Source organism: Microbacterium horticulturae (genome assembly GCF_029094505.1).
Classification (GTDB): Bacteria; Actinomycetota; Actinomycetes; order Actinomycetales; family Microbacteriaceae; genus Microbacterium; species Microbacterium horticulturae.
Map to the genome: position 1 here is coordinate 1550613 of NZ_CP119108.1, position 22105 is coordinate 1572717.

A 22105-nucleotide genomic window follows, 5' to 3' on the forward strand; every position below is an offset into this window, starting at 1 on the left:
CTCAGTCTCGCATGGCGGCGCCGTCGCTCCCAACGGACGGCTCGGCCTCTTCGCGGAGGTGCCGGCGCTCGATGCGCTCGAGCAGCTTCTTGCTGGCCACCACGAGCAAGAGGAAGGCGACGATCACGCCGATGAAGATGTAGCCGGCGATGTGCACGGTGTCGGCGGCATCCCGGTAGGTGTGGGCGGCGATCGAGACCACCGTGACGTACATGCTCGCCCACAGCACGCATGCGGGCGCCGTCCAGGCGAGAAAGCGCCGATACCGGTATCCGCTCATGCCCACAGTGAGCGGCACGACCGAGTGCAGCACCGGCAGGAAGCGCGAGACCAGGATGGCGATGCCGCCTCGTCGGGTCACATACCGCTCGGCGCGCTGCCAGTGGTTCTCGCCGATCCAGCCGCCGATCCGGGAGGTGCGGATCCGCGGCCCCAAGCGGCGGCCGAGCCAGAACCCGATGCTCTCGCCGATCAGCGAGGCCACGATGATCGTCGCGACGAGCCCGGCGCCCTCCCAGAACGACTCCACCGCGGTGCCGGCGACCATCACGATCGTGTCGCCGGGGACGAACAGCCCCACCAGCACACTCGTCTCGAGCATCATCGCCACCCCGGCGATGAACACGCGCCAGATCGGGGCGACGCTCTGCACGGAGTCGAGCAGGCCGGTGAGCAGATCGTTCACCCCGCCGAGCTTACGGGCGCGCGGCACCTCTAGCCTGGGAGCATGCCCCAGGTCTTGGCCCCCCGCGCGGAGCTGCCGTGGTGCGATCCGGGCGACGTGTTCGACGCCGTCGCAGCGCTCCACGACGGCGTCTTCTGGCTGGATGCCGGACCCGGTGCGATCGAGGGGGTCAGCATCATCGGCTGGGGTGTTCCCGACGACGCCGCGAACGTGCGCCGTGCGGTCGTCACCGGCGGCGACGGCCCGTTCCGCGGGGGCTGGGTCGGCTGGTTCGGGTACGAGAGGGGCGCGGCCTTCGCAGGGGCCCCGGTGGCAGCATCCACTCCCGGCATCCCCGACGAACTCCTGCTCGCCGTGCGCGGATTCGCGGTCTTCGACCACGCCGAGCGCACGGTGACCTGTCATGGCGACATCGACATCGAGAGGCCCGCACCACGCCTTCGGCAGGCGCCGCGAGCCATGGCATCCCACGCCCGCAGCCGTCACACGCCGGCGGAGTACGCGGCGCTGATCGCCCGGTGCCGCGACGCGATCCGCGCCGGCGACGCGTACCAGCTGTGCCTGACCACGCGGTTCGAGGTCGACGGCGACGTGGACCCGATCACCGCGCACCGCGCGCTGCGCGAAGCCACGCCCGCGCACCACGGCGGAATCATCCGCAGCGGCGGAGTCGCGCTGGTGAGTGCGAGTCCGGAGCGCTTCCTCGAGGTGAGCGGACGCACCGTGCGGACGCACCCCATCAAGGGCACACGGCCGCGGGGGAGGGATGCCGATTCCGACGCGCTGCTGGCCGCAGAGCTGCGTGCGAGCCCGAAGGAGCGCGCCGAGAACGTCATGATCGTCGACCTCATGCGCAACGACCTCGCCCGCATGTGCATGCCGGGCACCGTGACCGTCGAGCGCCTGCTCGCGGTGGAGAGCTACCCGGCCGTGCACCAGCTGGTGAGCACGGTGGCAGGCACGCTTGCGGACGGGGTGACCGTGGGCCAGGTGCTCGACGCGGCCTTTCCGGCCGGCAGCATGACCGGCGCCCCGAAACTGTCGGCGATGACGATCCTGCACGCGCTCGAACAGGGGCCGCGCGGCGTGTTCTCGGGCTGCTTCGGATGGATCGGCGCCGACGGCGGCCTGGATCTTGCGATGGTGATCCGCTCGATCGTCACGCATCCGGGCGGTGCATACGTCGGTGCAGGGGGCGGCATCACATGGCTGTCGGATGCCGCGGAGGAGGTCGCCGAGGTCGGACTGAAGGCGCGCGCGCCCTTGAAGGCCGTGGGCGCTGTCCCCCCGACGGGATGGTGAGGCGCCGCTGGTATCCTGAAGGATGCGCGTTTCGCGCGGCATCCCGACATGATCCGATTGGCTCCATCCGTGTCTCAGACCACCGCTACCGACGCCCCGACCGAGGGCGGCTACGACCCGCACGTCATCCAGGCGAAGTGGCAGCGACTCTGGGCTGAGCAGGAGCCCTTCCGGGCCGGCGGAGACGACGACACGCGGCCGCGCAAGTATGTGCTGGCGATGTTCCCCTACCCGTCGGGCGATCTGCACATGGGGCACGCCGAGAACTACCTCTACTCCGACATCGTCGCGCGGTATTGGCGACACCGCGGGCACAACGTGCTCAACCCGATCGGGTGGGACTCGTTCGGGCTGCCCGCCGAGAACGCTGCCATCCAGCGCGGCGCCGATCCGCGCGAGTGGACCTACGCGAACATCGACCAGCAGAAGACCGGCTTTCGCCAGTACGGCGTCTCGTTCGACTGGAGCCGCGAGCTGCACACGAGCGACCCTGAGTACTACCGCTGGAACCAATGGCTGTTCCAGCGCCTGTACGAGCGTGGGCTGGCCTACCGCAAGCAGAGCCCGGTGAACTGGTGCCCGAACGACCAGACCGTGCTGGCCAACGAGCAGGTCGTCGACGGGCACTGCGAGCGGTGCGGTGCCGAGGTCGTGAAGAAGAAGCTCACGCAGTGGTACTTCCGCATCACCGACTACGCCGACCGGCTGCTCGACGACCTCGACACGCTCGAGGGGCACTGGCCGAACAAGGTGCTGCAGATGCAGCGCAACTGGATCGGCCGCTCGATCGGCGCCGACATCGACTTCGAGATCGAGGGCCGTGCCGAGAAGGTCACCGTGTTCTCGACGCGCCCCGACACGCTGTACGGCGCGACGTTCTTCGTCGTGGCACCCGACTCCGACCTGGCCGCCGAGCTGGTCGCCGAGGCCCCCGCAGACGTGCGTATGCAGTTCCAGGCATATCTCGAGAAGGTGCAGAAGCAGACCGACATCGAGCGGCAGAGCACCGAGCGCGAGAAGACCGGCGTCTTCTTGGGCCGGTACGCGATCAATCCGATCAACGGCGAGCGGCTGCCGATCTGGGCCGCCGACTACGTGCTGGCCGACTACGGCCATGGTGCCGTCATGGCCGTGCCCGCGCACGACCAGCGCGACCTCGACTTCGCGCGCACGTTCGACCTGCCGGTGCGGGTCGTCGTCGACACGACGGTCGAGGGCGGTCCGACGCTGGACGAGCTGGACCTCGTGGCCACCGGCACGGCGATGGCGGGTGAGGGCCGCATGATCAACTCGGGTGCGCTCGACGGCCTGGGCAAGAAGGAGGCGATCGCCGCGATGATCGCCGAGCTCGAGAAGCGCGAGGCCGGCCATGCCGCCACGACGTTCCGCCTGCGTGACTGGCTGATCTCGCGGCAGAGGTTCTGGGGCACGCCCATCCCGATGATCCACACCGAGGACGGCCAGATCGTCCCTGTGCCCGAAGACCAGCTGCCGGTGCTGCTGCCGCAGGCGAAGGACCTCGACCTCAAGCCCAAGGGTCAGTCCCCGCTGGGGGCCGCGACCGAGTGGGTCACGACGGCCGAGCCGGCCACGGGCGCGCCTGCGCGGCGCGACCCCGACACCATGGACACCTTCGTCGACAGCTCGTGGTACTTCCTGCGGTTCCTGTCGCCGGGCTCCGCCGCGCACGCGTTCCCCCCGGCCGAGGCCGCCCGCTGGGCGCCCGTCGACTTCTACATCGGCGGGGTCGAGCACGCGATCCTGCACCTGCTGTACGCGCGGTTCATCACCAAGGTGCTGCACGACATGGGGCTGATCGACTTCGACGAGCCGTTCTCGAGCCTCATCAATCAGGGCATGGTGATCCTCAACGGCGCGAAGATGTCGAAGTCGAAGGGCAACCTCGTGCTCTTCAACGAAGAGCTCGACGCGCACGGTGCCGACGCGCTGCGCACCGCGCTCGCGTTCGCGGGACCGGTGGAGGATGACAAGGACTGGGCCGACGTGTCGGCGACCGGTGCCACGAAGTTCCTCGCGCGCGCGCTGCGCGTGGCGCACGATGTGGCAGGCCCTGTCGGTGCCGACGCGGCGACGGGTGACGTCGCACTGCGTCGTGTCGCGCACCGGGTGCTGGCCGACGCTCCGAGCCTGGTCGAGCAGACGAAGTTCAATGTCATCGTGGCTCGTCTGATGGAGCTCGTGAACGCGACCCGCAAGACGATCGACAGCGGTGCCGGAGCCGCCGACCCCGCGGTGCGCGAAGCCGCCGAGGTCACCGCGCAGGTGCTCGACCTGGTCGCGCCGCACACGGCCGAGGAGATGTGGTCGGTGCTCGGCCACGAGCCGTTCATCGGTCTCGTGGAGTGGCCGACCGCCGACCCCTCGCTGCTCGTCGACGAGAGTGCGACCGCGGTGGTGCAGATCGACGGCAAGGTGCGCGCGAAGATCGACGTGCCCGCCGACATCGCTCCCGACGCGCTCGAGCAGCTCGCCCGCGATGACGAGCATGTGCGGCGTTCGCTGGGCGACCGCACGATCACGCGCGCCATCGTGCGTGCCCCGAAGATCGTGAGCTTCAGCACGAAGTAGCGGTTCCTCCCCAGACGGGGGTGGGCGGGGAGTTGTCCACCGATCGGGGGAGACGCCGTCTGCGTCGCGCGGCGCGCGCCTAGCGTGGTGCCGTGTCGTCTGCCGAATCCGAACCGCGTGCGTCGGCGCGCCACCGGCTCGGGCTGGGCGCCGCGGTGGTGCTCGTGCTGGTGGCGCTCGCTATCACGGTGGGCATCGGCATCTTCCGGGGCCAGTCGGCGCCCACGCAGGCCGTCACGATCGACAAGACTCCGGCGGCGACGACCGGGGCTGCGACCGAGCTGTACGCGCACGTGTCGGGCGCGGTGCGCGATCCGGGCCTGTACGTGCTGCCCGATGGATCGAGAGTGGTGGATGCCGTGGCCGCCGCCGGCGGGTTCGCCAAGGGTGCGGGGCGCGACGGCGTGAATCTGGCGCGGCCGCTCAGCGACGGCGAGCAGCTCGTCGTGCCGAAGAAGGGCGAGCAGGCGACGGCTGCGCCCGGCAGTGGCGCCGGCGCCGTCGGTGGCGGCAAGCTGAACCTCAACACCGCTGACCAGGCCGCGCTCGAAGAGCTGCCGGGCATCGGCCCGGCGCTCGCACAGCGGATCATCGCCTGGCGTGACGAGAACGGCCGGTTCACGAGCATCGACGACCTGCTCGCGGTCTCGGGCATCGGCGACAAGCTCTTGGCGGGGCTGCGCGACGCGGTGACGGTGTGACATGCGAACACGAGATCTGCGGCTTGTCCCGATCGCCGCCGCGGCGTGGGGAGGGGCGGCCGCGGGCGTGATGCTCCCGGGCGTCGCGCGATGGATCGCGCTCGGGTTGTGGGCGACGTCTCTGGTGACCGTGTGCATCACGACGCGGACGCGCACGACGGCCTGGGCTCTGATCGCGGTGAGCCTCGCCATGGCGGCGGCCGCGGCATCCCACGTCGCGCTCGCCCAACCGGCGCGCGCCGCCGCTTCTGAGCTGGCGATCGGCGGCGGACGCGCCGTCGTCGTGCACGCGACCGTCACCGGCAAAGCGGAGCGCACGGCGTCGGGGCAGGTGGCCTTCGACGCGCGAGCCGACGGGATCGACATCGGCGAGCGGCGCGTCGCGGTATCGGTGCCCGTCGTCATTCGCGCCGATTCCGGGGCTGACGTCGGGGCCCGAGTCACTGCCTCGGGCACGGCCTTCGCCGCCGACGCGGGGGAGCGCGCGGTGCTCGTCGTCAGTGCGGGGCGGGGGCTCGCGGTCGTCTCCGAGCCGGCCGGTGTCGCCGCCATGGCGGCCCGCATGCGTCACGCGCTGGCCGGGGCCACCGAGGGGCTGCCTCAGCCGGCCGCGGGTCTCATCCCGGGCCTCGCGGTCGGAGACACCGGCGGCGTGACCGGTGCGCTGGATGCCGCAATGAAGGCGGCCTCGCTCTCACACCTGACGGCGGTCTCGGGAGCGAACTGCGCGATCGTCGTCGGGCTCGCGTTCGGTGCGGCGGCACTGTGCGGTGCGCGGCGCGGTGTGCGGGTCGGCGTCGGCATCGCGGCGCTGGCGGGCTTCGTGGTGCTGGTCACGCCCGAGCCGAGTGTGGTCCGTGCGGCGGCGATGGCGGGGATCGCCATGCTGGGCGTGCTCCTGGGCAGGGTCGGTGCCGGCGTCTCACTGCTCGCGCTCGCGGTGGTCGTCGTGCTGATCGCCGACCCGTGGCTCGCTGTGTCGATGGGCTTCGCCCTCTCGGCGGCGGCGACCGCGGCGCTGCTCGTGCTTGCGGCGCCGCTGGCGCGCGGCCTGTCGCGGTGGTTGCCGCAGGCGTTGGCGTTGGGGCTCGCGGTGCCCCTGGCCGCGCAACTGGTGTGCGGGCCGCTGCTGATCCTCATCAATCCGACCGTGCCGTTGTACGGCGTCGCGGCAAACCTGCTTGCGGCGCCCGCGGCGCCGATCGCGACGGTGCTGGGGCTGGCGGCGTGCGTGGCCGCGCCCGTGGTCCCTGTGCTCGCATCCGGGCTCGTCGCGCTCACCTGGCTGCCTGCCGCCTGGATCAGCGAGACCGCGCTGGTGAGCGTCACGCTGCCGCAGGCGGCGCTTCCCTGGCCGTCTGGTGTCATCGGCGCGCTCGCGCTGACGGCGGCGGGCGCGGCGACGGTCGTGCTGCTGCTGCCGCGCATCGAACGCCGCGGATGGCGCATCGCGCGCGGTGCGGCGGCCGCCTCGCTCGCGGTCCTGGTGGGCGTTCAAGCGGGCACAGCAGCGCTGCGCACGACGGTGGGCAGTCTGACGCTGCCGGGCGACTGGGCCATCGCCCTGTGCGACATCGGTCAGGGCGATGCGATACTCGTCCGTTCGGCCGGCGCGGTGGCCCTCATCGACACCGGGCCCGATCCGGCGCCGCTGCGTGCCTGCCTCGACAGGTTCGGCATCCATCGCCTCGATCTGCTGGTGCTCACGCACTACGACCAGGATCACATCGGCGGGCTCGACGCCGTCGAGGGCGAGGCGACGGTCGTCCTGCACGGGCCGCCGGGTGGCGCGGCCGATCGACGGACGCTCGCCGATCTCGCATCCGCGGGCGCGCAGGTGGTGGATGCCGCGGCCGGTATGTCGGGAAGGGTCGGGGGCGCAACCTGGACCGTGCTCTGGCCGCGCGCAGACGATCCTGCGTTCCCCACCGGCAACGAGGCCAGCGTGGTGCTGGACTTCCGGGGCGGGGGAGTGCCGGCATCCCTGTATCTCGGAGATATGGATGCCGCCTCCCAGCGTGCGCTGCGCGCGTCACACGTGCTGCGGCCGCCGTACGCCGTGGTGAAGGTGGCCCACCACGGCAGCGCCGATCAGGACCCCGAGCTTTACCGGTCTCTCGGCGCCGCGGTCGCGTTGATTTCGGTGGGACTCGACAACGACTACGGACATCCCCGCGCCGAGACGCTCGCCTTTCTCCAGGCCGACGGCATGACGATCGGGCGCACCGACCAATCGGGCGTGGTGGCGGTGTCGGTCGGCGGGGACGGCGGTCTCGATATCTGGCGTGAGCGGGCGCCGCCATCTCTGCGGCGCACCGCCGATGTCGGCGCCGCCCCGTAGGCTGGAGGCATGCCGGCTCGTCGTCCTCCCGCTCGCGCGAAGAGCGCGATTCCGCAGCTGGACTGGCGCACCCCGCAACCGGCGCCGATCGTGCTGGTCTCAGGCCCCGAAGAGGTGTGCGCAGAACGGGCGATAGCAGCCGTGCGCGACTACCTGCGCGCCGAAGACCCGAGCCTCGAGGTCAGCGACCTCCGCGCGGACGATTATGAGTCGGGCACCCTCATGGCGCTGACCTCGCCGTCGCTGTTCGGCGAGCCGCGACTGGTGCGCATCACCGGGGGAGAGAAGTCGTCCGACGCGTTTCTGACCGAGGCGCTCGCCTACCTGCAGCACCCGCAGGAAGGCGCGACGGTCATCCTGCGCCACACCGGCGCGACCGTGCGCGGCAAGAAGCTGCTCGACGCTATCCGTGCGGCCGCGGGCACCGCCGTCGAGGTGCCGTGTGCGGCCGTGAAGCGCGACGGCGACCGCTACGACTTCGCTGCCGGAGAATTCAAGGCGGCCAAGAAGAAGATCGCGCCCGCAGCTCTGCGCGCGCTCACCCAGGCGTTCGCCGACGACCTCACGGAGCTGGCGGCCGCGTGTCAGCAGCTCATCTCCGATGTGCCCGGCGAAGTGACGGCCGACGTCGTGCAGCGGTACTACGGCGGGCGGGTCGAGACGACGGCGTTCGCCGTCGCCGACACCGCCATCGCCGGTCGTCACGGCGACGCGCTCATCGCGTTGCGTCACGCCCTCGACTCGGGCGCCGATCCCGTGCCGCTCGTCGCTGCGGTCGCGATGAAGCTGCGGACGATGGCTCGGGTGGCCGGGCGCCGCGCCTCGGCGGCGGCGCTCGCGGCCGAGATCGGCATGAAGGACTGGCAGGTCGACCGCGCCCGCCGCGACCTCTCAGGCTGGAACGAAGAGAGCCTGGGCCGCGCGATCCAGGCGACGGCCCGCGCCGACGCCGAGGTCAAGGGAGCCTCGCGCGATGCGGTGTTCGCTCTCGAGCGGATGATCACCGTCATCGCCACGCGCGCGCCTTTCGGCGGCTGACGGCCGCCCGACGAGCGAGCCCCCACTCCGAAACGACGAAGCCCGCCCCCTGGGGGACGGGCTTCGGACGATGCCGGTCGCGTCAGAGCGAGGCAACCTGCTTGGCGATCGCCGACTTGCGGTTGGCGGCCTGGTTGCTGTGGATGACACCCTTGCTGACGGCCTTGTCGAGCTTCTTGCCCGCCTGCAGCAGCGCCTTCTCGGCAGCGGCCTTGTCGCCGGCCGAGACAGCCTCGCGGGTGCGACGCACCGCGGTCTTCAGCTCGCTCTTGACGGCCTTGTTGCGCTCGCGCGCCTTCTCGTTGGTCTTGTTGCGCTTGATCTGCGACTTGATGTTTGCCACGTGTGGACGTTCTTTCGTTCAGGTGATCGGTTGAGAGCCGTCGGGCAGAGAGGGCGCCTTCGGGCGTGTGCGGGAAAACCCACACGCAAGCCAAGAGAAGAGTCTACCAGGAAACGCCGGACACCCCGATTCGCGCATCCGGCGCGCGTGCACCATGATTACTTCACCCGAACACTCTCGCACGACGACGAGCGAGGAGACATCCATGTCACAGCCGACATTCGACCCCCGACAGCTGGCGGCACGCTTTCGCGTACCCCTGCGCTGGTCGGCGGCGACCTCGTCCTTCCAGATCGAAGGCGCCCGTACCGGCGACGGGCGGGGCCGCAGCATCTGGGACACCCAGGTTGCCGTGCCCGGCTGGGTCAAAGACGCCTCCACCGCCGAGCCCGGGCCCGACAGCTACCACCGGTATCGCGACGACATCGCGCTGCTGCGCGAGCTCGGTGTCGACAGGTATCGGTTCTCGCTGTCGTGGGTGCGGATCCAGCCCGACGGCACCGGGCCCGCAGAGCCGCGCGGACTGGACTACTACGACCGCCTCATCGACGGACTGTTGGATGCCGGGATCACGCCGTTTCCCACGCTCTATCACTGGGACCACCCGCAGCAGCTCGAAGACGCCGGCGGCTGGCTCTCGCGGGATATGGCCGATCGCTTCGCCGACTTTGCCGGCATCGCAGCCGACCGGTTCGGCGACCGCGTGCGCCAGTGGTACACGATCAACGAGCCGGTCTCCATGTCCCTGCAGGGGTACGGGCTGGGCACGCTCGCGCCTGCGCGGCAGCTGCTGTTCGGCGCCCTCTCGACTGTCCACCATCAGCTTCTGGCGCACGGCCGCGCGGTGCGGGCCCTGCGCGCGGCGGGCGCCACCGAGATCGGCATCCCGAACAACCACACCCTCGTGCGAGCGCTGCACGCCGACGACGGCGCCTCGGTGGCGACGTACGATCTCCTGCACAACCGGATCTTCGCCGACCCACTCCTGACCGGCGAGTACCCCGACCTCGAGACCTTCGGCCTGCCGCCCATGCCCGTACGTGGCGACGACATGGCCGTCATCGCCACCCCGCTCGACTTCTACGGCATCAACTTCTACAACCCGACCACCGTCACCCGGGCCACACAGCCCGGTCCGCTGCCCTTCGAACTGGTACCCACACCGGGCATGCCGGTCACCGGCTTCGGCCCGGAGTGGCCCATCGATCCCGCGGCGCTGCGCGAGCTGCTCATCGACTTCCGCGACCGCTACGGCGACCGTCTGCCACCCGTGGTCATCGGCGAGAACGGGGCCTCCTTCCCTGAGCCCGAGGCGGCAACGCGTGTGCAGGATGACGACCGCATCGCCTACCTCGCCGGCCACATCGCCGCGGTCGCCGACGCGATCGATGCCGGCGTCGACGTCCGGGAGTACACCGTGTGGTCGCTGCTCGACAACTTCGAGTGGGCCGACGGGTTCACCCAGCGGTTCGGGCTCGTACACGTCGACCAGCACACCTCACAGCGCACACCGAAGGCATCGTTCGATTGGTATCGCGCCCTCATCCGAGAGGCACACGCATGAGCGTTCCCCCCGTCGCCAAGGTCGGCCGACTCTGGTTCCTCCTCTTCACCCTCGCCTGGCTGGCGATCTGGACTGTGCAGCTCACACCTGTGCAGCTGCTGCTGCCGACCCAGCTCGACACCCCGGGCGAAGCCGGAACGTGGGTGTACGGCGTCGTGTCGTCGGGCATCGTGCTGGGCATCGGCGGTCTCGCCGGCATCGTCGCGGCGCCGCTGTCGGGTGCGCTCTCCGACCGCACCCGGTCGCGGTGGGGTCGTCGGCGGCCGTGGGCGGTCGGTGCGAGCTGGCTGACCGCGCTCTGCCTCGTGCTCACCGGCTTTGCACAGGGGGCGTGGCCGATCGGCCTGGCCTGGACCGGCGTCTCGATCGGGGTCGCGGTTGCCTCGGCCGCCTTCACGGCGCTGATCGCCGACCAGCTGCCCGAGTCGCAGCGCGGTGCCGCGGCCGCCTCGGCGAGTTCGTCGCAGGCCATCGGCATCGTGGTGGGTGTCGGCGCCGTCGTGCTGCTCGGGCTCAGTGTGCTCGCCGGCTACCTGGTCCTGGCCGTCTTCATCGCGGTGGTCGGCACGCTCGCCGCCGTGCTGCTGCCGGATCCGAGACCGGATGCCGCGCAGCAGCCGGTCCGCGAGCGACGGGGTCTTCCGTGGGAATCACTCCGCAACCGCGATTTCGCCTGGGTCGTGTGGGGGCGCTTCGTCACCAACGTCGGCAACGCGCTGCCGACGACGCTGTTCCTGTTCTTCCTCATGTACGGTCTCGGTCAGCCGAAGGCCCAGGCAGAAGACAACCTGCTGCTGATCATCGTGGTCTACACGATCTTCGTCGTGCTCGCCTCGGTGCTCGCCGGCGGGTGGTCCGACCGCACCGGTGCGCGTCGCCGGCTCACGGTGGTCTCCGCTCTCGTCCAGGCGGCGGCCGCGGTGGTGATCCTCGTCTCGCCGTCGTTGGTGACCACGATGATCGCCGCAGCCCTGCTCGGCGTCGGCTACGGCGCCTTCTCGACGGTGGGGCTGGCGTTCGCGACCGACCTGCTGCCGCACCCCGACGACCACGCGCGCGATCTGGGTCTGGTCAACACCGCTGCAGCGCTGGGTCAGCTCGTCGGCCCGTTGGTAGGGGCGTTGCTCGTGGCGCTCGTGGGCGGGTTCTGGCTGCTGCTGGTCTTCAGCGTCGTGCTCTCGGCGATCGGCGGCATCATGTCGGGTTTCGCACGGGATCGGCGGAACGCACCGTCGCCAAAGCCAGATCCAGCACTGCGTTGAACACGCGCGGCCGCATCGCCGTGACAAGATGCGTCGTGCGCGGCACGACGATGAGCTCGGCGTGCGGCACGAGGGCGCAGAACGTGCGCTCGTTGATGCGCAGCTGGTCGTACTGCCCGTTCACGAACCAGGTGGGCACACGGATGCGCCGCAGAGCTGCAGCCAGGTCGAGCTGTGCGAGGCTGCGCAGCGCGGCGTCCTGCGCGAGAAAGGCATAGCCACCCGCACCGAAGTCGGCCCGCGTGTCCAGCGGCAGGGTCGCCTCGAGCACCCGCTCGGCAAGCCAGAGCCCGTGATCGGGCAGCGCCGTCATCGCCTGAGTCGCGAACCGGTACGCGGCGAGTCCCGCCCCGCGCGGGAACGACGTGCACGACGCGGCTATGAACCCCGCCAGCGGCGGCGCAACATGCCCGCCGGCGTAGGCGGTGGACAGCAGCCCTCCCATGGAGTGACCGACCAGCAGCACGGGGCCGTCGGCCGCGGCATCCCTTACCGCACGATCGAGCGTCGCGAACGCCTCGTCCAAGCCGAACGGCTCGGCCATGCGCGTGCCGTGGGCGGGGAGATCCACCGCGGTGGAGGGGATTCCGCGGCTGGTCAGGTGCTCGATCTGCGTGCGCCACATCGTCGCCGAAGTACGGATGCCGTGCACGAAGACGACGTGAGCCACCATTCCTTCAGAGTAGGACAGGCCGTCCCCGTAGAATCGAGGGGACATGTCACCACGCGCCATACAGCCCCTCGAGCCGTCGCAGACGCCCCCGGAGCTTCTCCGCAACTTCTGCATCATCGCCCACATCGACCACGGCAAGTCGACCCTCGCCGACCGCATGCTGCAGATCACCGGCGTCGTCGCCGATCGCGACATGCGCGCGCAGTACCTCGACCGCATGGACATCGAGCGCGAGCGCGGCATCACGATCAAGAGCCAGGCGGTGCGGATGCCGTGGGCGACGGGCGATCGCACCTTCGCGCTGAACATGATCGACACGCCCGGCCACGTCGACTTCACGTACGAGGTCTCGCGGTCGCTGGCCGCCTGCGAGGGGGCGATCCTGCTGGTGGATGCCGCGCAGGGCATCGAGGCGCAGACCCTCGCGAATCTCTACCTGGCGCTCGAGAACGATCTGCAGATCATCCCCGTGCTCAACAAGATCGACCTGCCCGCCGCCGACCCCGACAAGTTCGCGGCGGAGCTGGCGAACCTCATCGGCGGAAGTCCCGATGATGTGCTCCGTGTGTCGGGCAAGACCGGAGAAGGTGTCGAGGAGCTTCTCGATCTCATCGTCGAGCGCATCCCGGCCCCCACAGGTGACGCCGACGCGCCCGCTCGCGCGATGATCTTCGATTCGGTGTACGACGCCTACCGCGGCGTCGTGACGTACGTGCGCATGATCGACGGGCGTCTGCAGCCGCGGCAGCGCATCCAGATGATGTCGACGCGTGCGACCCACGACCTGCTCGAGCTCGGGGTGTCCAGCCCCGAGCCGACCCCTGCGGAGGGGCTCGGCGTCGGCGAGGTCGGCTACCTCATCACCGGCGTGAAGGATGTGCGCCAGTCGAAGGTGGGCGATACCGTCACCGACGCCCGGAAGCCGGCCGCGCACGCGCTGCCCGGATACACCGACCCGAAGCCGATGGTCTTCTCGGGTCTGTACCCGATCGACGCCAGCGACTACTCCGAGCTGCGTGAGGCACTCGACAAGCTCAAGCTGTCGGACGCCGCGCTGGTGTACGAGCCCGAGACGTCGGTGGCGCTGGGCTTCGGGTTCCGCTGCGGCTTTCTCGGCCTCTTGCACCTCGAGATCGTCACCGAGCGGCTCGCGCGTGAGTTCGATCTTGATCTGATCACGACCGCGCCGAGCGTGATCTACGACGTCACGACCGACACCGGCGAGCAGGTGACCGTCACCAACCCGAGCGAGTACCCGGACGGACGCGTCGCCACCGTCTCCGAGCCCATGGTGAAGGCCGCGATCCTCACTCCCAAGGACTTCGTGGGCACCGTCATGGAGCTGTGCCAATCCCGCCGAGGGAGCCTGCTGGGCATGGACTACCTCAGCGAAGACCGCGTCGAGCTGCGCTACAACATCCCGCTCGGTGAAATAGTCTTCGACTTCTTCGACCAGCTCAAGTCGCGCACGCAGGGCTATGCCTCGCTGGACTATGAGCCCCACGGCACGCAGGAGGCCGACCTCGTCAAGGTCGACATCCTGCTGCAGGGTGAGCGGGTCGACGCCTTCAGCTCGATCGTGCATCGCGACAAGGCCTACTCGTACGGCACGATGATGACCGAGCGGCTGCGCAAGCTCATTCCGCGCCAGCAGTTCGAGGTGCCGATCCAAGCCGCGATCGGCGCCCGCATCATCGCCCGCGAGAACATCCGCGCGATCCGCAAGGACGTTCTGGCCAAGTGCTACGGCGGCGACATCAGCCGCAAGCGCAAGCTGCTCGAGAAGCAGAAAGAGGGCAAGAAGCGCATGAAGATGGTCGGCCGCGTCGAAGTGCCGCAAGAGGCCTTCATCGCTGCTCTTTCGGGCGACGTCGAGGGCAAAGACAAGAAGTAGCCCTCGCCGCGGTGCGGTGAGGGCCCTTCTGTGGTCACGCGATGTCGGGCACGGCGACCCGACGGGCGTGCGGAGCAGGAACGACCTGACCCAGCCATTGGGCGCGGCTGCACCGGGCTACCCGCAGCGCCGTCCAGACGCAGACTGCCACGAGCAGGAGATCTGCGACCAGGGTCGCCGCCATCGTCCCCACGACGGCGTTCACGGCGACGCCGACCACGACGATCGGCAGCACCCAGACACTCGCCAGCCGCGCACGCACCAGCCCTGCGAACACCAGGAGCATGCCCACCTGTGCGACGATCTCGAGCGCGAACCCCAGCGTGCCGGCCGTGGCCAGCACCCCCTGCGAACTCATCGCCATCGCTGTGCGGAACGCCGCGTCCTGGTCAGGCTGCTGCGCGAGAGCGACCACGGCGAGGCCGGTCGCGTTCGAGGCGGCGAAGCCGGTGATCCCCACCACCGATAGCGCGGCCCCGACGGTGCCGAGCGTTCCGCCGCGCACCCGCAGCGCGCCGGTGGCACCGGCGAGCGCTGCCAGCACGAGCACGAACCCCGCAGTCTCGAGCACGTCCTGTGCCAGCACCGTTCCGGCGTGAGCGCCCATGCTCGTGAACTGCGCCCGCATGTCCGCACCGCCCAGTCGTATGCCGACAACGACCGAGAGCGCTGCGAGCACTGGTCCCACGACCAGTCCCGCCACCACGATCCACCGCCGTGCGGCATCCGTCCGTGTCCATTCCCTGTCCATGATTCCTCCCGTCGCACCGGAACCGTCTTCCGGGGCGAGCCCACGCTAGATCGCGCTCGCCGTCCGCGCGTCGGCCGTGGGACCGGATTCGCTCGGCCGCGGGAGGGACGTCTCTCTGTCGTGAGGCAGACGTGCGCCCGGGCGCGACGCAGTACCTTTGCGACATGGGCCACGGTCGTAGGGGATGGTGGGCGCAGCACGGGCTGGGTGTCGTGTACGACGTCGCACCGCCGGTGATCCTGCTCGGGCTCGGGCTGCTCGACGTCTTCACCGGTGCGTTCGCGATTCCGGTGGGGGAGGCGCCGCCGATCACGGCGCTCGTGCCCGGTGCGCTCTCGTGCGCCGCGCTGCTGTTTCGGCGTCGATATCCGCTGGTGGTGCTCGTCGTCGTCCTGGTCCTGGTCTTCGTGCCGCCCCTGGTGCTTCCGATGGCGCTCACTTACTGGGACGAGTTCGCCGTCTGGCTCGTGGCGATGTATTCCTGCTCGCGGCATCTCCGGCTGCGATCGGCGCTCGTGGCGCTCGGAGTGGGCGCTATCGGAATGGTGGTGCTGCCGCTCGAGTTCGCCGAGCTGCGTGACGCGGGCGACATCGTCTACAACTCCTTCCTCGTGGGCGCGGCGTTCGCCCTGGGACTGTTGACCCGGACCCTTGCCGCGTATCGGCTGCGTGCTCTGGAGGACGCCGCGCGGCGTGCGGTCGCCGAAGAACGAGCGAGCGCTCGCGAGCGCGGTCGCATCGCCCGCGAGCTGCACGATGTCATCTCGCACACCATCACCGTCATCGTGATGCAGGCCGGCGGCGCCCGGCTCGCCGCGACGCAGAATCCCGGCGTGGCCGTCGACGCCCTCGCGCGCATCGAGCGCTTGGGCAAGGACTCACTCGGCGAACTGCGCACCCTCCTTACGGTGCTCGGTGAGGGAGAACCGGACAAAGCGGCGCCCGCCCCGCAGCCCGCGCTGGCGGACCTTCCTTCGCTGTGCGAGCGGATGCGAGAGCTGGGCTTGACGGTGCGGCTGCACGCCGACGACGTCGACGGCGCCTCGATGGGGGTGCAGCTGGCCGCCTACCGGGTCGTGCAGGAAGCCCTGACGAACGTCCTCAAGCATGCCGGCCCGGTCGACGTCGACGTCGTCGTCGGGCTCGACGGGCACGGTGAACTGCGGGTCGAGGTCTCCAGTGCGCCGGGATGGGCTGCAGCATCCGTCCCCGGCAGCAATCGCGGATTGGCCGGAATGCGCGAGCGCGTCGACGCATTGGGCGGCACACTCGCCGCGGTCCCGCGCACCGACGGCGGCTTCGTCGTGACCGCGGGACTTCCGGAGCCCCCGGCATGATCTCCGTGGCGATCGTCGACGACCAGCCGCTCATCCGTGCGGGGCTGCGCATGGTCGTCGAATCTCAACCCGACCTGCGCCTGGTCGGCGAGGGCTCCGACGGCGTGGACGCCGTCACCCTCGCGCGGGAACACCACCCCGAGGTAATGCTTCTGGACGTGCGGATGCCGCGGGTCGATGGCATCCAGGCGATTCCCGGTGTGCTCGCCGCCGGAGGTGTGACCCGAGTGATCGTGCTGACGACCTTCGATCTCGACGAGTACGTGTATGCGGCCCTGCAGGCGGGGGCCGCGGCCTTCCTCCTGAAGGACGCCGGGCCGGAGTACATCATCGCCGCCATCCGTCAGGTGGCTGTCGGCGACCTCCTGCTGGCGCCCGCGCTCACGCGTCGACTCGTCGAGCAGTACGTCGCGCGCCCGCAGCCTCGCGGCGACGGACCGCTGGCGCAGCTGACCAGTCGCGAGCGGGATGTGCTCGTCGCTATCGCCGATGGATTGAGCAACGTCGAGATCGGAGCCCGGCTGCATGTCTCCGAAGGCACAGTGAAGACGCACGTGAGTCGCATCCTCTTCAAGCTCGACCTCCGCGACCGGGTACAGGCGGTGATCGCCGCCTATGAGCTGGGTTTGGTCGCGCCGGGGGGAGGCTGACGCGTGCACGCCGCTCACAGCCAGGCCTCGGTAGGCTGAAGCCCATGCGTCGAGGGACCTTCCGTGACGAGACGGTGGACTATGCAGCGGTCGGGGCCACCCAGGCTCCCGATCTGATGCAGTATCCGCCGGAGCGAAGTCGTCCCGCGCAGGAGTCGTGGCGGCTCGGCAGCGGCGAAGACCGCTTCCGCACCGCGTCCGAGGCGGTCCTCTCGTGGCGCGCGCAGCGCGACGGGGGCCTCGCCGTGACCGATGTCCGTCCGGCATCCGGACCGATGTACTCGGGCGTCAGCTTCGACGCCGAGGGCACCCCGATCGCCCCGAGCAAGCTCGAGGCCGATCAGCGCTTCGACGCCGATGGCACACCGTGGGTCAGCTCCGGTGCCACGATCCGCATCCGCGGTCGCGTCAAGGGTCTGAAGGCCGGCGGCGAGATGCGCGTCATCCAGGCCATCGAAGAACCGCGTCGCGTCGGCTTCCTCCTCGGCACGGTCAGCGACGCCGTCGTCAGCGGCGAAGAGTCGTTCATCATCGACTGGTACGAGAACGACGAGGTGTGGTTCACCGTGCGCGCGTTCGACGCGCCGCGGTCGTTCGTCTACAAGGCCATGCCGTGGCTTGTCCCGCGTCGGCGCAAGGCGCTCTTCCAGCGGTACCTGCGCGCCATCTCGCCGCTGTACGCGGCCCGGTGAACGACTGATGGGCTCGGCGCTGCCGCTGGGCGATCCGGCGCCGGCCGACGGTGCGCTGCCGTCTGATCTGGCGGTCGACCACGATGTGCCGTTCAGCGTCTACCTGCACGTGCCGTTCTGCCGCGTGCGCTGCGGTTACTGCGACTTCAACACGTACACCGCGACCGAGCTGCGCGGCGCCCGGCAGGATCAGTATGCCGACACCCTGCTGGGTGAGATCGCGCTGGCGCGGGAGGTGATGGATGCCGTAGCAGCCCGCCGCGCGGCATCCACCGTCTTCTTCGGCGGGGGCACTCCGACGCTGCTGCCGCCCGGCGATCTGGCCCGGATGCTCGACGGCGTCCGCGATGCCTTCGGGATCGAAGAAGGCGCCGAGGTCACGGTCGAGGCCAACCCCGACACGGTGACGGACGCCGTGGTCGCTGAGCTCGCGTCGGCGGGCGTCACCCGGCTCTCGGTGGGCATGCAATCGGCGGTGCCGCAGGTGCTGGCCGCGCTTGACCGCACGCACGACCCGGCCAACGTGCGCACGGCGGTGGCCGCTGCTCGTACGGCCGGCCTGGACGTGAGCGTCGACCTCATCTACGGCGCACCGGGGGAGTCGCTGGCGGACTGGCGGTGCTCGGTCGAGACGGCGATCGCGCTGGAACCCGACCACATCTCGGCGTACGCGCTCATCATCGAGCAGGGGACGAAGCTCGCGCGACAGATCCGCCGCGGCGAGGTGCCCGCCCCCGACGACGATCTGCAGGCCGACATGTACGAGCTGGCCGACGGGCTGCTCGCCGACGCGGGATTCGAATGGTACGAGGTGTCGAATTGGGCGCGCGCCGACGCGCACCGCTCGCGGCACAACCTCGCCTACTGGCGCGGCCACGACTGGTGGGGGTTCGGTCCCGGCGCGCACAGTCATGTCGCGGGCCTGCGCTGGTGGAACGTCAAGCATCCGGCCGCCTATGCGCAGCGGCTGGCGTCGGGCGAGTCGCCGGCGGCGGGGCGGGAGCGTCCGGATGCCGCGGCGCGACAGCTGGAGTCGGTGCTGCTGCGTACCCGGATACGGGAGGGGATGCCGGTGGCCGACGTCGCCGGCGATCGTCGGCAGGCCGTCGCGGGTCTGATCGCCGACGGTCTTGTCTCGGGTGCGGATGCCGTTCGCGGCCGGATCGTCCTGACGCGGAAGGGCCGGCTGCTCGCGGACGCGGTGGTGCGGGCGCTGACCGACTGACTGCTCTCGCGCCACGCCCTGGGCCCCCGAGCGGTTCTCCAGCGAGACTCGCTAGAATTGGCACTCGACCCAGACGAGTGCCAGTGGATGGAGGGAGCGCGCATGGTCACGGATCGCGGACTGCAGGTGCTCCAGGCCATCGTGCAGGACTTCGTCGAGACACGCGAGCCCGTCGGCAGCAAGCGCATCGTCGACCGCCACGCCTTCGGCGTGTCGGCGGCGACGATCCGCAACGACATGGCGCTGCTCGAAGACGAAGAGCTCATCGCCGCGCCCCACACCTCGTCGGGGCGCGTCCCCACCGACAAGGGGTACCGCGTCTTCGTCGACCACCTCGCCGAGCTGCGGCCGCTGAGCTCCGCACAGCGCTCGGCGATCACGACCTTCCTCGACGGGTCCACCGACCTCGACGATGTGCTGGCGCGCACGGTGCGGGCGCTGACCCGGCTCACCGGTCAGGTCGCCATCGTGCAGTACCCCTCGTTCGCGCAGGCGAACGTCACGCACGTCGAGCTCGTCGACCTCGGTGACGCGCGGCTGCTCGTGATCCTCGTGACCGACACCGGACGTGTCTCGCAGCGCATCGTGCCCCTGCCCCTCACCCTGGATGAGGCGGATGCCGCGCAGCTGCGCGCCCGGCTGTCGGTGCTGCTGACCGGCCACAGCGTCGGCGAAGGCGCCAAAGCGGTCACAGCGCTTCTCGCGACGATCGCCGAGCAGAGCGCGCCGGCCCGGCTCGACCCGGCGCTGCAGTCACTGCTGGGCGTGGTGGCCGAGGAGCTCGAGGAATTCCGGCAGGACAAGCTTCTGATGGCGGGCGCCGCGAACCTCGCACGCAGCGAGGCGGACTTCCGCGGATCTATCTATCCGTTGTTGGAGGCCATCGAGGAGCAGGTGACGCTGCTGCGGCTGATGAGCGAGATGGTGGCCGATCAGGAGGGGCTCGCCGCATCGATCGGGCGCGAGAACGCCCCCTTCGGTCTTGCCGAGGCGTCGCTCGTCGTCGGCGACTACGATGTGGCCCGCACCCGCGGACGCGTCGGGGTGCTCGGCCCCACCCGCATGGACTACCCCACCAACCTCGCGGCGGTGCGAGCCGTCGCGCACTACTTGAGCAGATTGCTCGAAGAGGACGAGTCGGGCCACTGACCCGGCACACACACGACGAACCCGCGCCGCAGCGCGGGCAGGAAGGCGATTGTGGCTGATCAGGACCACTACGAAGTACTCGGCGTGTCACGCGACGCGACGGCGGACGAGATCAAGAAGGCGTACCGGCGGCTGGCACGCGAGTTGCACCCCGATGTGAACCCCGGGGTGGACGCCGAAGAGAAGTTCAAGCACGTCACGCACGCCTACGACGTGCTGAGCGACCCCGAACAGCGTCGGCGCTATGACATGGGCGGCGACTCGGCCTTCGGCGGCGCGGGCGGCTTCGGCGGCTTCGGCGACATCTTCGAGACGTTCTTCGGTGCCGCCGGCGGCGGCCAGCGGGGGGCGCGCCCGCGCTCGCGCCGTGAGCGCGGACAAGACGCCCTCGTGCGCGTGACCCTCGAGCTGGCCGATGTCGTGTTCGGTGTGCACCGCGACATCGAGGTCGACACGGCCGTGCTGTGCGAGACGTGCGACGGCTCGTGCTGCCAGCCGGGCACCTCGCCGGTCACCTGCGAGATCTGCCACGGCACCGGTCACGTGCAGCGCACGGTGCGCAGCCTGCTGGGCAACGTCGTCACCAGTGCCCCCTGCAACGTGTGCCAGGGCTACGGCACCACCATCCCGTACCCGTGCGCGACCTGCCAGGGGCAGGGTCGGGTGCGCGCACGTCGCACGGTGTCGGTCGACATCCCCGCCGGCGTCGAGTCGGGGCTGCGTCTGCAGATGCCCGGCTCGGGCGAGGTGGGTCCGGCCGGCGGTCCCAACGGCGACCTGTATCTGGAGATTACCGTCGCGCACCACGATGTCTTCAGCCGTGAGGGCGACGATCTGCTCGCGACGCTCGAAGTGTCGATGCCCGACGCGGTCCTCGGCACGACCACGACGATCGACTCGCTCGACGGCACGGTCGAGCTCGAGCTGCGCCCGGGCGTGCAGAGCGGAGACGTGCTCACCATCAAGAACCGCGGCATCACGGCGCTGCGCGGCGGCGGCCGCGGCGATCTGCGCGTCGGTGTGCATGTGATCACCCCGACCCGCCTCGACGCGAAGGAACGGGCGCTCATCGCCGACTTCAAGAAGAAGACGAAGGCGCCGGGACCCAAGCTCGCGGAGTTCCAGCAGGGGCTGTTCTCGCGCCTGCGCGATCGCTTCCGCAACTGACTCATGGCGCTGCATTTCGTGGTGGATGCCGCGGCCGACGCCCGCGTCGACGACCGTGTCGCGCTCACCGGCGCGGAGGCGCACCACGCGGCGGTCGTGCGTCGGGTGCGCGAGGGCGAGCGGATCACCCTCGGCGACGGCCGGGGCGCCTGGCTGACGGCCGAGTGCGAGAGCGTGGGGCCCAAGGAGGTCGTCGTCCGCGTGATCGCGCGTGAGGAGGTCCCCGCACCGACTCCGCGCCTCGTGCTCGTACAGGCTCTGGCCAAGGGCGACCGCGACGAGCTCGCGGTACAGGCGGCCACTGAGCTGGGCGTGGATGAGATAGTCCCCTGGCAGGCAGCCCGGAGCGTCTCGCGATGGGAGGGTGCCAAGAAGGCGAAGGGGCGCGCCCGGTGGCAGGCGATCGCCCGCGAAGCGGCCAAGCAGGCGCACCGCGCGTGGATTCCGGAGGTGGCCGAGGTCGCCACGACCCGTGAGCTGGTGGGCCGGGCCGCGGCATCCCGTCTCGTCGTCCTGGAGCCGACCGGTGCCGAGCGAGTCAGCGGACTCGACGTCGCAGGCTCGCGCGACGTCGTCCTGATCGTCGGCCCCGAGGGCGGCATAGCACCCGACGAGCTCGCCGGGTTCTCCGACGCGGGCGCGACCATCGCCGTGCTCGGCGACACGGTGCTGCGCACCTCGACCGCCGGCCCCGCGGCCGTGGCCGTGGTCAGCACGCGCCTCGGACGATGGTGAGCCCCGC

Annotated in this window: 19 protein-coding genes; 15 read left to right on the forward strand and 4 right to left on the reverse strand. The window is 70.4% G+C overall.

Going from position 1 to position 22105, the window contains the following annotated elements:
* Position 1: 1 nt before the first annotated feature.
* A complete protein-coding gene (locus tag PU630_RS07340) occupies positions 2-685 on the reverse strand; it encodes a DedA family protein (protein ID WP_275279708.1) in 684 nt (227 codons plus the stop codon).
* Between the two features lie 42 nt (positions 686-727).
* Between PU630_RS07340 and pabB the strand changes: the two genes are divergently transcribed.
* The 5 genes from pabB to holA all read left to right on the forward strand — a co-directional run bounded on the left by pabB (position 728) and on the right by holA (position 8656).
* Complete coding sequence (gene pabB, locus PU630_RS07345) at positions 728-1987, forward strand: aminodeoxychorismate synthase component I (RefSeq protein ID WP_275279709.1); 1260 nt, start codon at positions 728-730, stop codon at positions 1985-1987.
* Positions 1988-2035: 48 nt separating this feature from the next.
* On the forward strand, positions 2036-4576 hold the full coding sequence (gene leuS, locus PU630_RS07350; protein WP_428981988.1) for a leucine--tRNA ligase: 2541 nt from the start codon (positions 2036-2038) through the stop codon (positions 4574-4576).
* Between the two features lie 92 nt (positions 4577-4668).
* Positions 4669-5277: a ComEA family DNA-binding protein gene (locus PU630_RS07355; RefSeq protein WP_275279711.1), complete on the forward strand. Its 609-nt coding sequence runs from the start codon at positions 4669-4671 to the stop codon at positions 5275-5277.
* Between the two features lies 1 nt (position 5278).
* Complete coding sequence (locus PU630_RS07360) at positions 5279-7618, forward strand: ComEC/Rec2 family competence protein (protein WP_275279712.1); 2340 nt, start codon at positions 5279-5281, stop codon at positions 7616-7618.
* A 9-nt stretch (positions 7619-7627) separates the two neighbouring features.
* The gene (gene holA / locus PU630_RS07365) at positions 7628-8656 is read left to right on the forward strand and encodes a DNA polymerase III subunit delta (RefSeq protein WP_275279713.1); all 1029 of its coding nucleotides are present in this window, start codon (positions 7628-7630) and stop codon (positions 8654-8656) included.
* A gap of 82 nt (positions 8657-8738) precedes the next feature.
* Here holA and rpsT read toward each other — a convergent pair whose 3' ends face one another.
* Positions 8739-8999 (reverse strand): 30S ribosomal protein S20, encoded by a 261-nt coding sequence (rpsT, locus tag PU630_RS07370; protein ID WP_275279714.1) that lies wholly within the window; start codon positions 8997-8999, stop codon positions 8739-8741.
* Positions 9000-9204: 205 nt separating this feature from the next.
* Between rpsT and PU630_RS07375 the strand changes: the two genes are divergently transcribed.
* Both PU630_RS07375 and PU630_RS07380 read left to right on the forward strand, forming a co-directional pair.
* The gene (locus tag PU630_RS07375) at positions 9205-10563 is read left to right on the forward strand and encodes a GH1 family beta-glucosidase (RefSeq protein WP_275279715.1); all 1359 of its coding nucleotides are present in this window, start codon (positions 9205-9207) and stop codon (positions 10561-10563) included.
* Positions 10560-11825 carry an MFS transporter gene (locus PU630_RS07380; protein WP_275279716.1) on the forward strand — a complete coding sequence of 422 codons (1266 nt, stop codon included), beginning with the start codon at positions 10560-10562 and terminating at the stop codon, positions 11823-11825. Before PU630_RS07375 ends, PU630_RS07380 begins: the two co-directional genes overlap by 4 nt.
* Here PU630_RS07380 and PU630_RS07385 read toward each other — a convergent pair.
* Positions 11758-12498, reverse strand: a complete 741-nt coding sequence (locus tag PU630_RS07385; protein WP_275279717.1) for an alpha/beta fold hydrolase — start codon at positions 12496-12498, stop codon at positions 11758-11760. The genes PU630_RS07380 and PU630_RS07385 overlap by 68 nt on opposite strands.
* A 43-nt stretch (positions 12499-12541) precedes the next feature.
* Here PU630_RS07385 and lepA point away from each other — a divergent pair, with 43 nt between their 5' ends.
* Positions 12542-14392, forward strand: a complete 1851-nt coding sequence (lepA, locus tag PU630_RS07390) for a translation elongation factor 4 (RefSeq protein WP_275279718.1) — start codon at positions 12542-12544, stop codon at positions 14390-14392.
* 34 nt (positions 14393-14426) lie between these two features.
* On the opposite strand, the gene PU630_RS07395 is transcribed toward lepA, so the two are convergent.
* Entirely contained in the window at positions 14427-15143 is a 717-nt protein-coding gene (locus PU630_RS07395) for a hypothetical protein (RefSeq protein WP_275279719.1), read from the reverse strand.
* 164 nt (positions 15144-15307) lie between these two features.
* Between PU630_RS07395 and PU630_RS07400 the strand changes: the two genes are divergently transcribed.
* The 7 genes from PU630_RS07400 to PU630_RS07430 all read left to right on the forward strand — a co-directional run bounded on the left by PU630_RS07400 (position 15308) and on the right by PU630_RS07430 (position 22098).
* Positions 15308-16480, forward strand: a complete 1173-nt coding sequence (locus tag PU630_RS07400; RefSeq protein ID WP_275279720.1) for a sensor histidine kinase — start codon at positions 15308-15310, stop codon at positions 16478-16480.
* The gene (locus PU630_RS07405) at positions 16477-17130 is read left to right on the forward strand and encodes a response regulator (protein ID WP_275279721.1); all 654 of its coding nucleotides are present in this window, start codon (positions 16477-16479) and stop codon (positions 17128-17130) included. The genes PU630_RS07400 and PU630_RS07405 overlap by 4 nt, the downstream gene beginning before the upstream one ends.
* 44 nt (positions 17131-17174) lie before the next feature.
* Positions 17175-17822 (forward strand): DUF1990 domain-containing protein, encoded by a 648-nt coding sequence (locus tag PU630_RS07410; RefSeq protein ID WP_275279722.1) that lies wholly within the window; start codon positions 17175-17177, stop codon positions 17820-17822.
* A 7-nt stretch (positions 17823-17829) separates the two neighbouring features.
* The gene (gene hemW / locus PU630_RS07415; protein WP_275279723.1) at positions 17830-19047 is read left to right on the forward strand and encodes a radical SAM family heme chaperone HemW; all 1218 of its coding nucleotides are present in this window, start codon (positions 17830-17832) and stop codon (positions 19045-19047) included.
* Positions 19048-19149: 102 nt separating this feature from the next.
* Positions 19150-20196, forward strand: coding sequence for a heat-inducible transcriptional repressor HrcA (gene hrcA / locus PU630_RS07420; protein WP_275279724.1), 1047 nt, complete (start codon positions 19150-19152; stop codon positions 20194-20196).
* Positions 20197-20247: 51 nt separating this feature from the next.
* Positions 20248-21363 carry a molecular chaperone DnaJ gene (gene dnaJ, locus PU630_RS07425; RefSeq protein WP_275279725.1) on the forward strand — a complete coding sequence of 372 codons (1116 nt, stop codon included), beginning with the start codon at positions 20248-20250 and terminating at the stop codon, positions 21361-21363.
* Between the two features lie 3 nt (positions 21364-21366).
* Positions 21367-22098, forward strand: a complete 732-nt coding sequence (locus PU630_RS07430; protein WP_275279726.1) for a 16S rRNA (uracil(1498)-N(3))-methyltransferase — start codon at positions 21367-21369, stop codon at positions 22096-22098.
* Positions 22099-22105 lie beyond the last annotated feature (7 nt).

Coding starts and splice junctions, on each gene's coding strand:
- PU630_RS07410 (WP_275279722.1), top strand. CDS start 17,175: ATGCGTCGAGGGACCTTCCGTGACGAGACGGTGGACTATGCAGCGGTC.
- PU630_RS07395 (WP_275279719.1), bottom strand. CDS start 15,143: ATGGACAGGGAATGGACACGGACGGATGCCGCACGGCGGTGGATCGTG.
- PU630_RS07380 (WP_275279716.1), top strand. CDS start 10,560: ATGAGCGTTCCCCCCGTCGCCAAGGTCGGCCGACTCTGGTTCCTCCTC.
- PU630_RS07375 (WP_275279715.1), top strand. CDS start 9,205: ATGTCACAGCCGACATTCGACCCCCGACAGCTGGCGGCACGCTTTCGC.
- hrcA (WP_275279724.1), top strand. CDS start 19,150: ATGGTCACGGATCGCGGACTGCAGGTGCTCCAGGCCATCGTGCAGGAC.
- leuS (WP_428981988.1), top strand. CDS start 2,036: ATGATCCGATTGGCTCCATCCGTGTCTCAGACCACCGCTACCGACGCC.
- PU630_RS07405 (WP_275279721.1), top strand. CDS start 16,477: ATGATCTCCGTGGCGATCGTCGACGACCAGCCGCTCATCCGTGCGGGG.
- PU630_RS07385 (WP_275279717.1), bottom strand. CDS start 12,498: ATGGTGGCTCACGTCGTCTTCGTGCACGGCATCCGTACTTCGGCGACG.
- lepA (WP_275279718.1), top strand. CDS start 12,542: ATGTCACCACGCGCCATACAGCCCCTCGAGCCGTCGCAGACGCCCCCG.
- pabB (WP_275279709.1), top strand. CDS start 728: ATGCCCCAGGTCTTGGCCCCCCGCGCGGAGCTGCCGTGGTGCGATCCG.
- PU630_RS07430 (WP_275279726.1), top strand. CDS start 21,367: ATGGCGCTGCATTTCGTGGTGGATGCCGCGGCCGACGCCCGCGTCGAC.
- PU630_RS07360 (WP_275279712.1), top strand. CDS start 5,279: ATGCGAACACGAGATCTGCGGCTTGTCCCGATCGCCGCCGCGGCGTGG.
- holA (WP_275279713.1), top strand. CDS start 7,628: ATGCCGGCTCGTCGTCCTCCCGCTCGCGCGAAGAGCGCGATTCCGCAG.
- hemW (WP_275279723.1), top strand. CDS start 17,830: ATGGGCTCGGCGCTGCCGCTGGGCGATCCGGCGCCGGCCGACGGTGCG.
- PU630_RS07400 (WP_275279720.1), top strand. CDS start 15,308: ATGGGCCACGGTCGTAGGGGATGGTGGGCGCAGCACGGGCTGGGTGTC.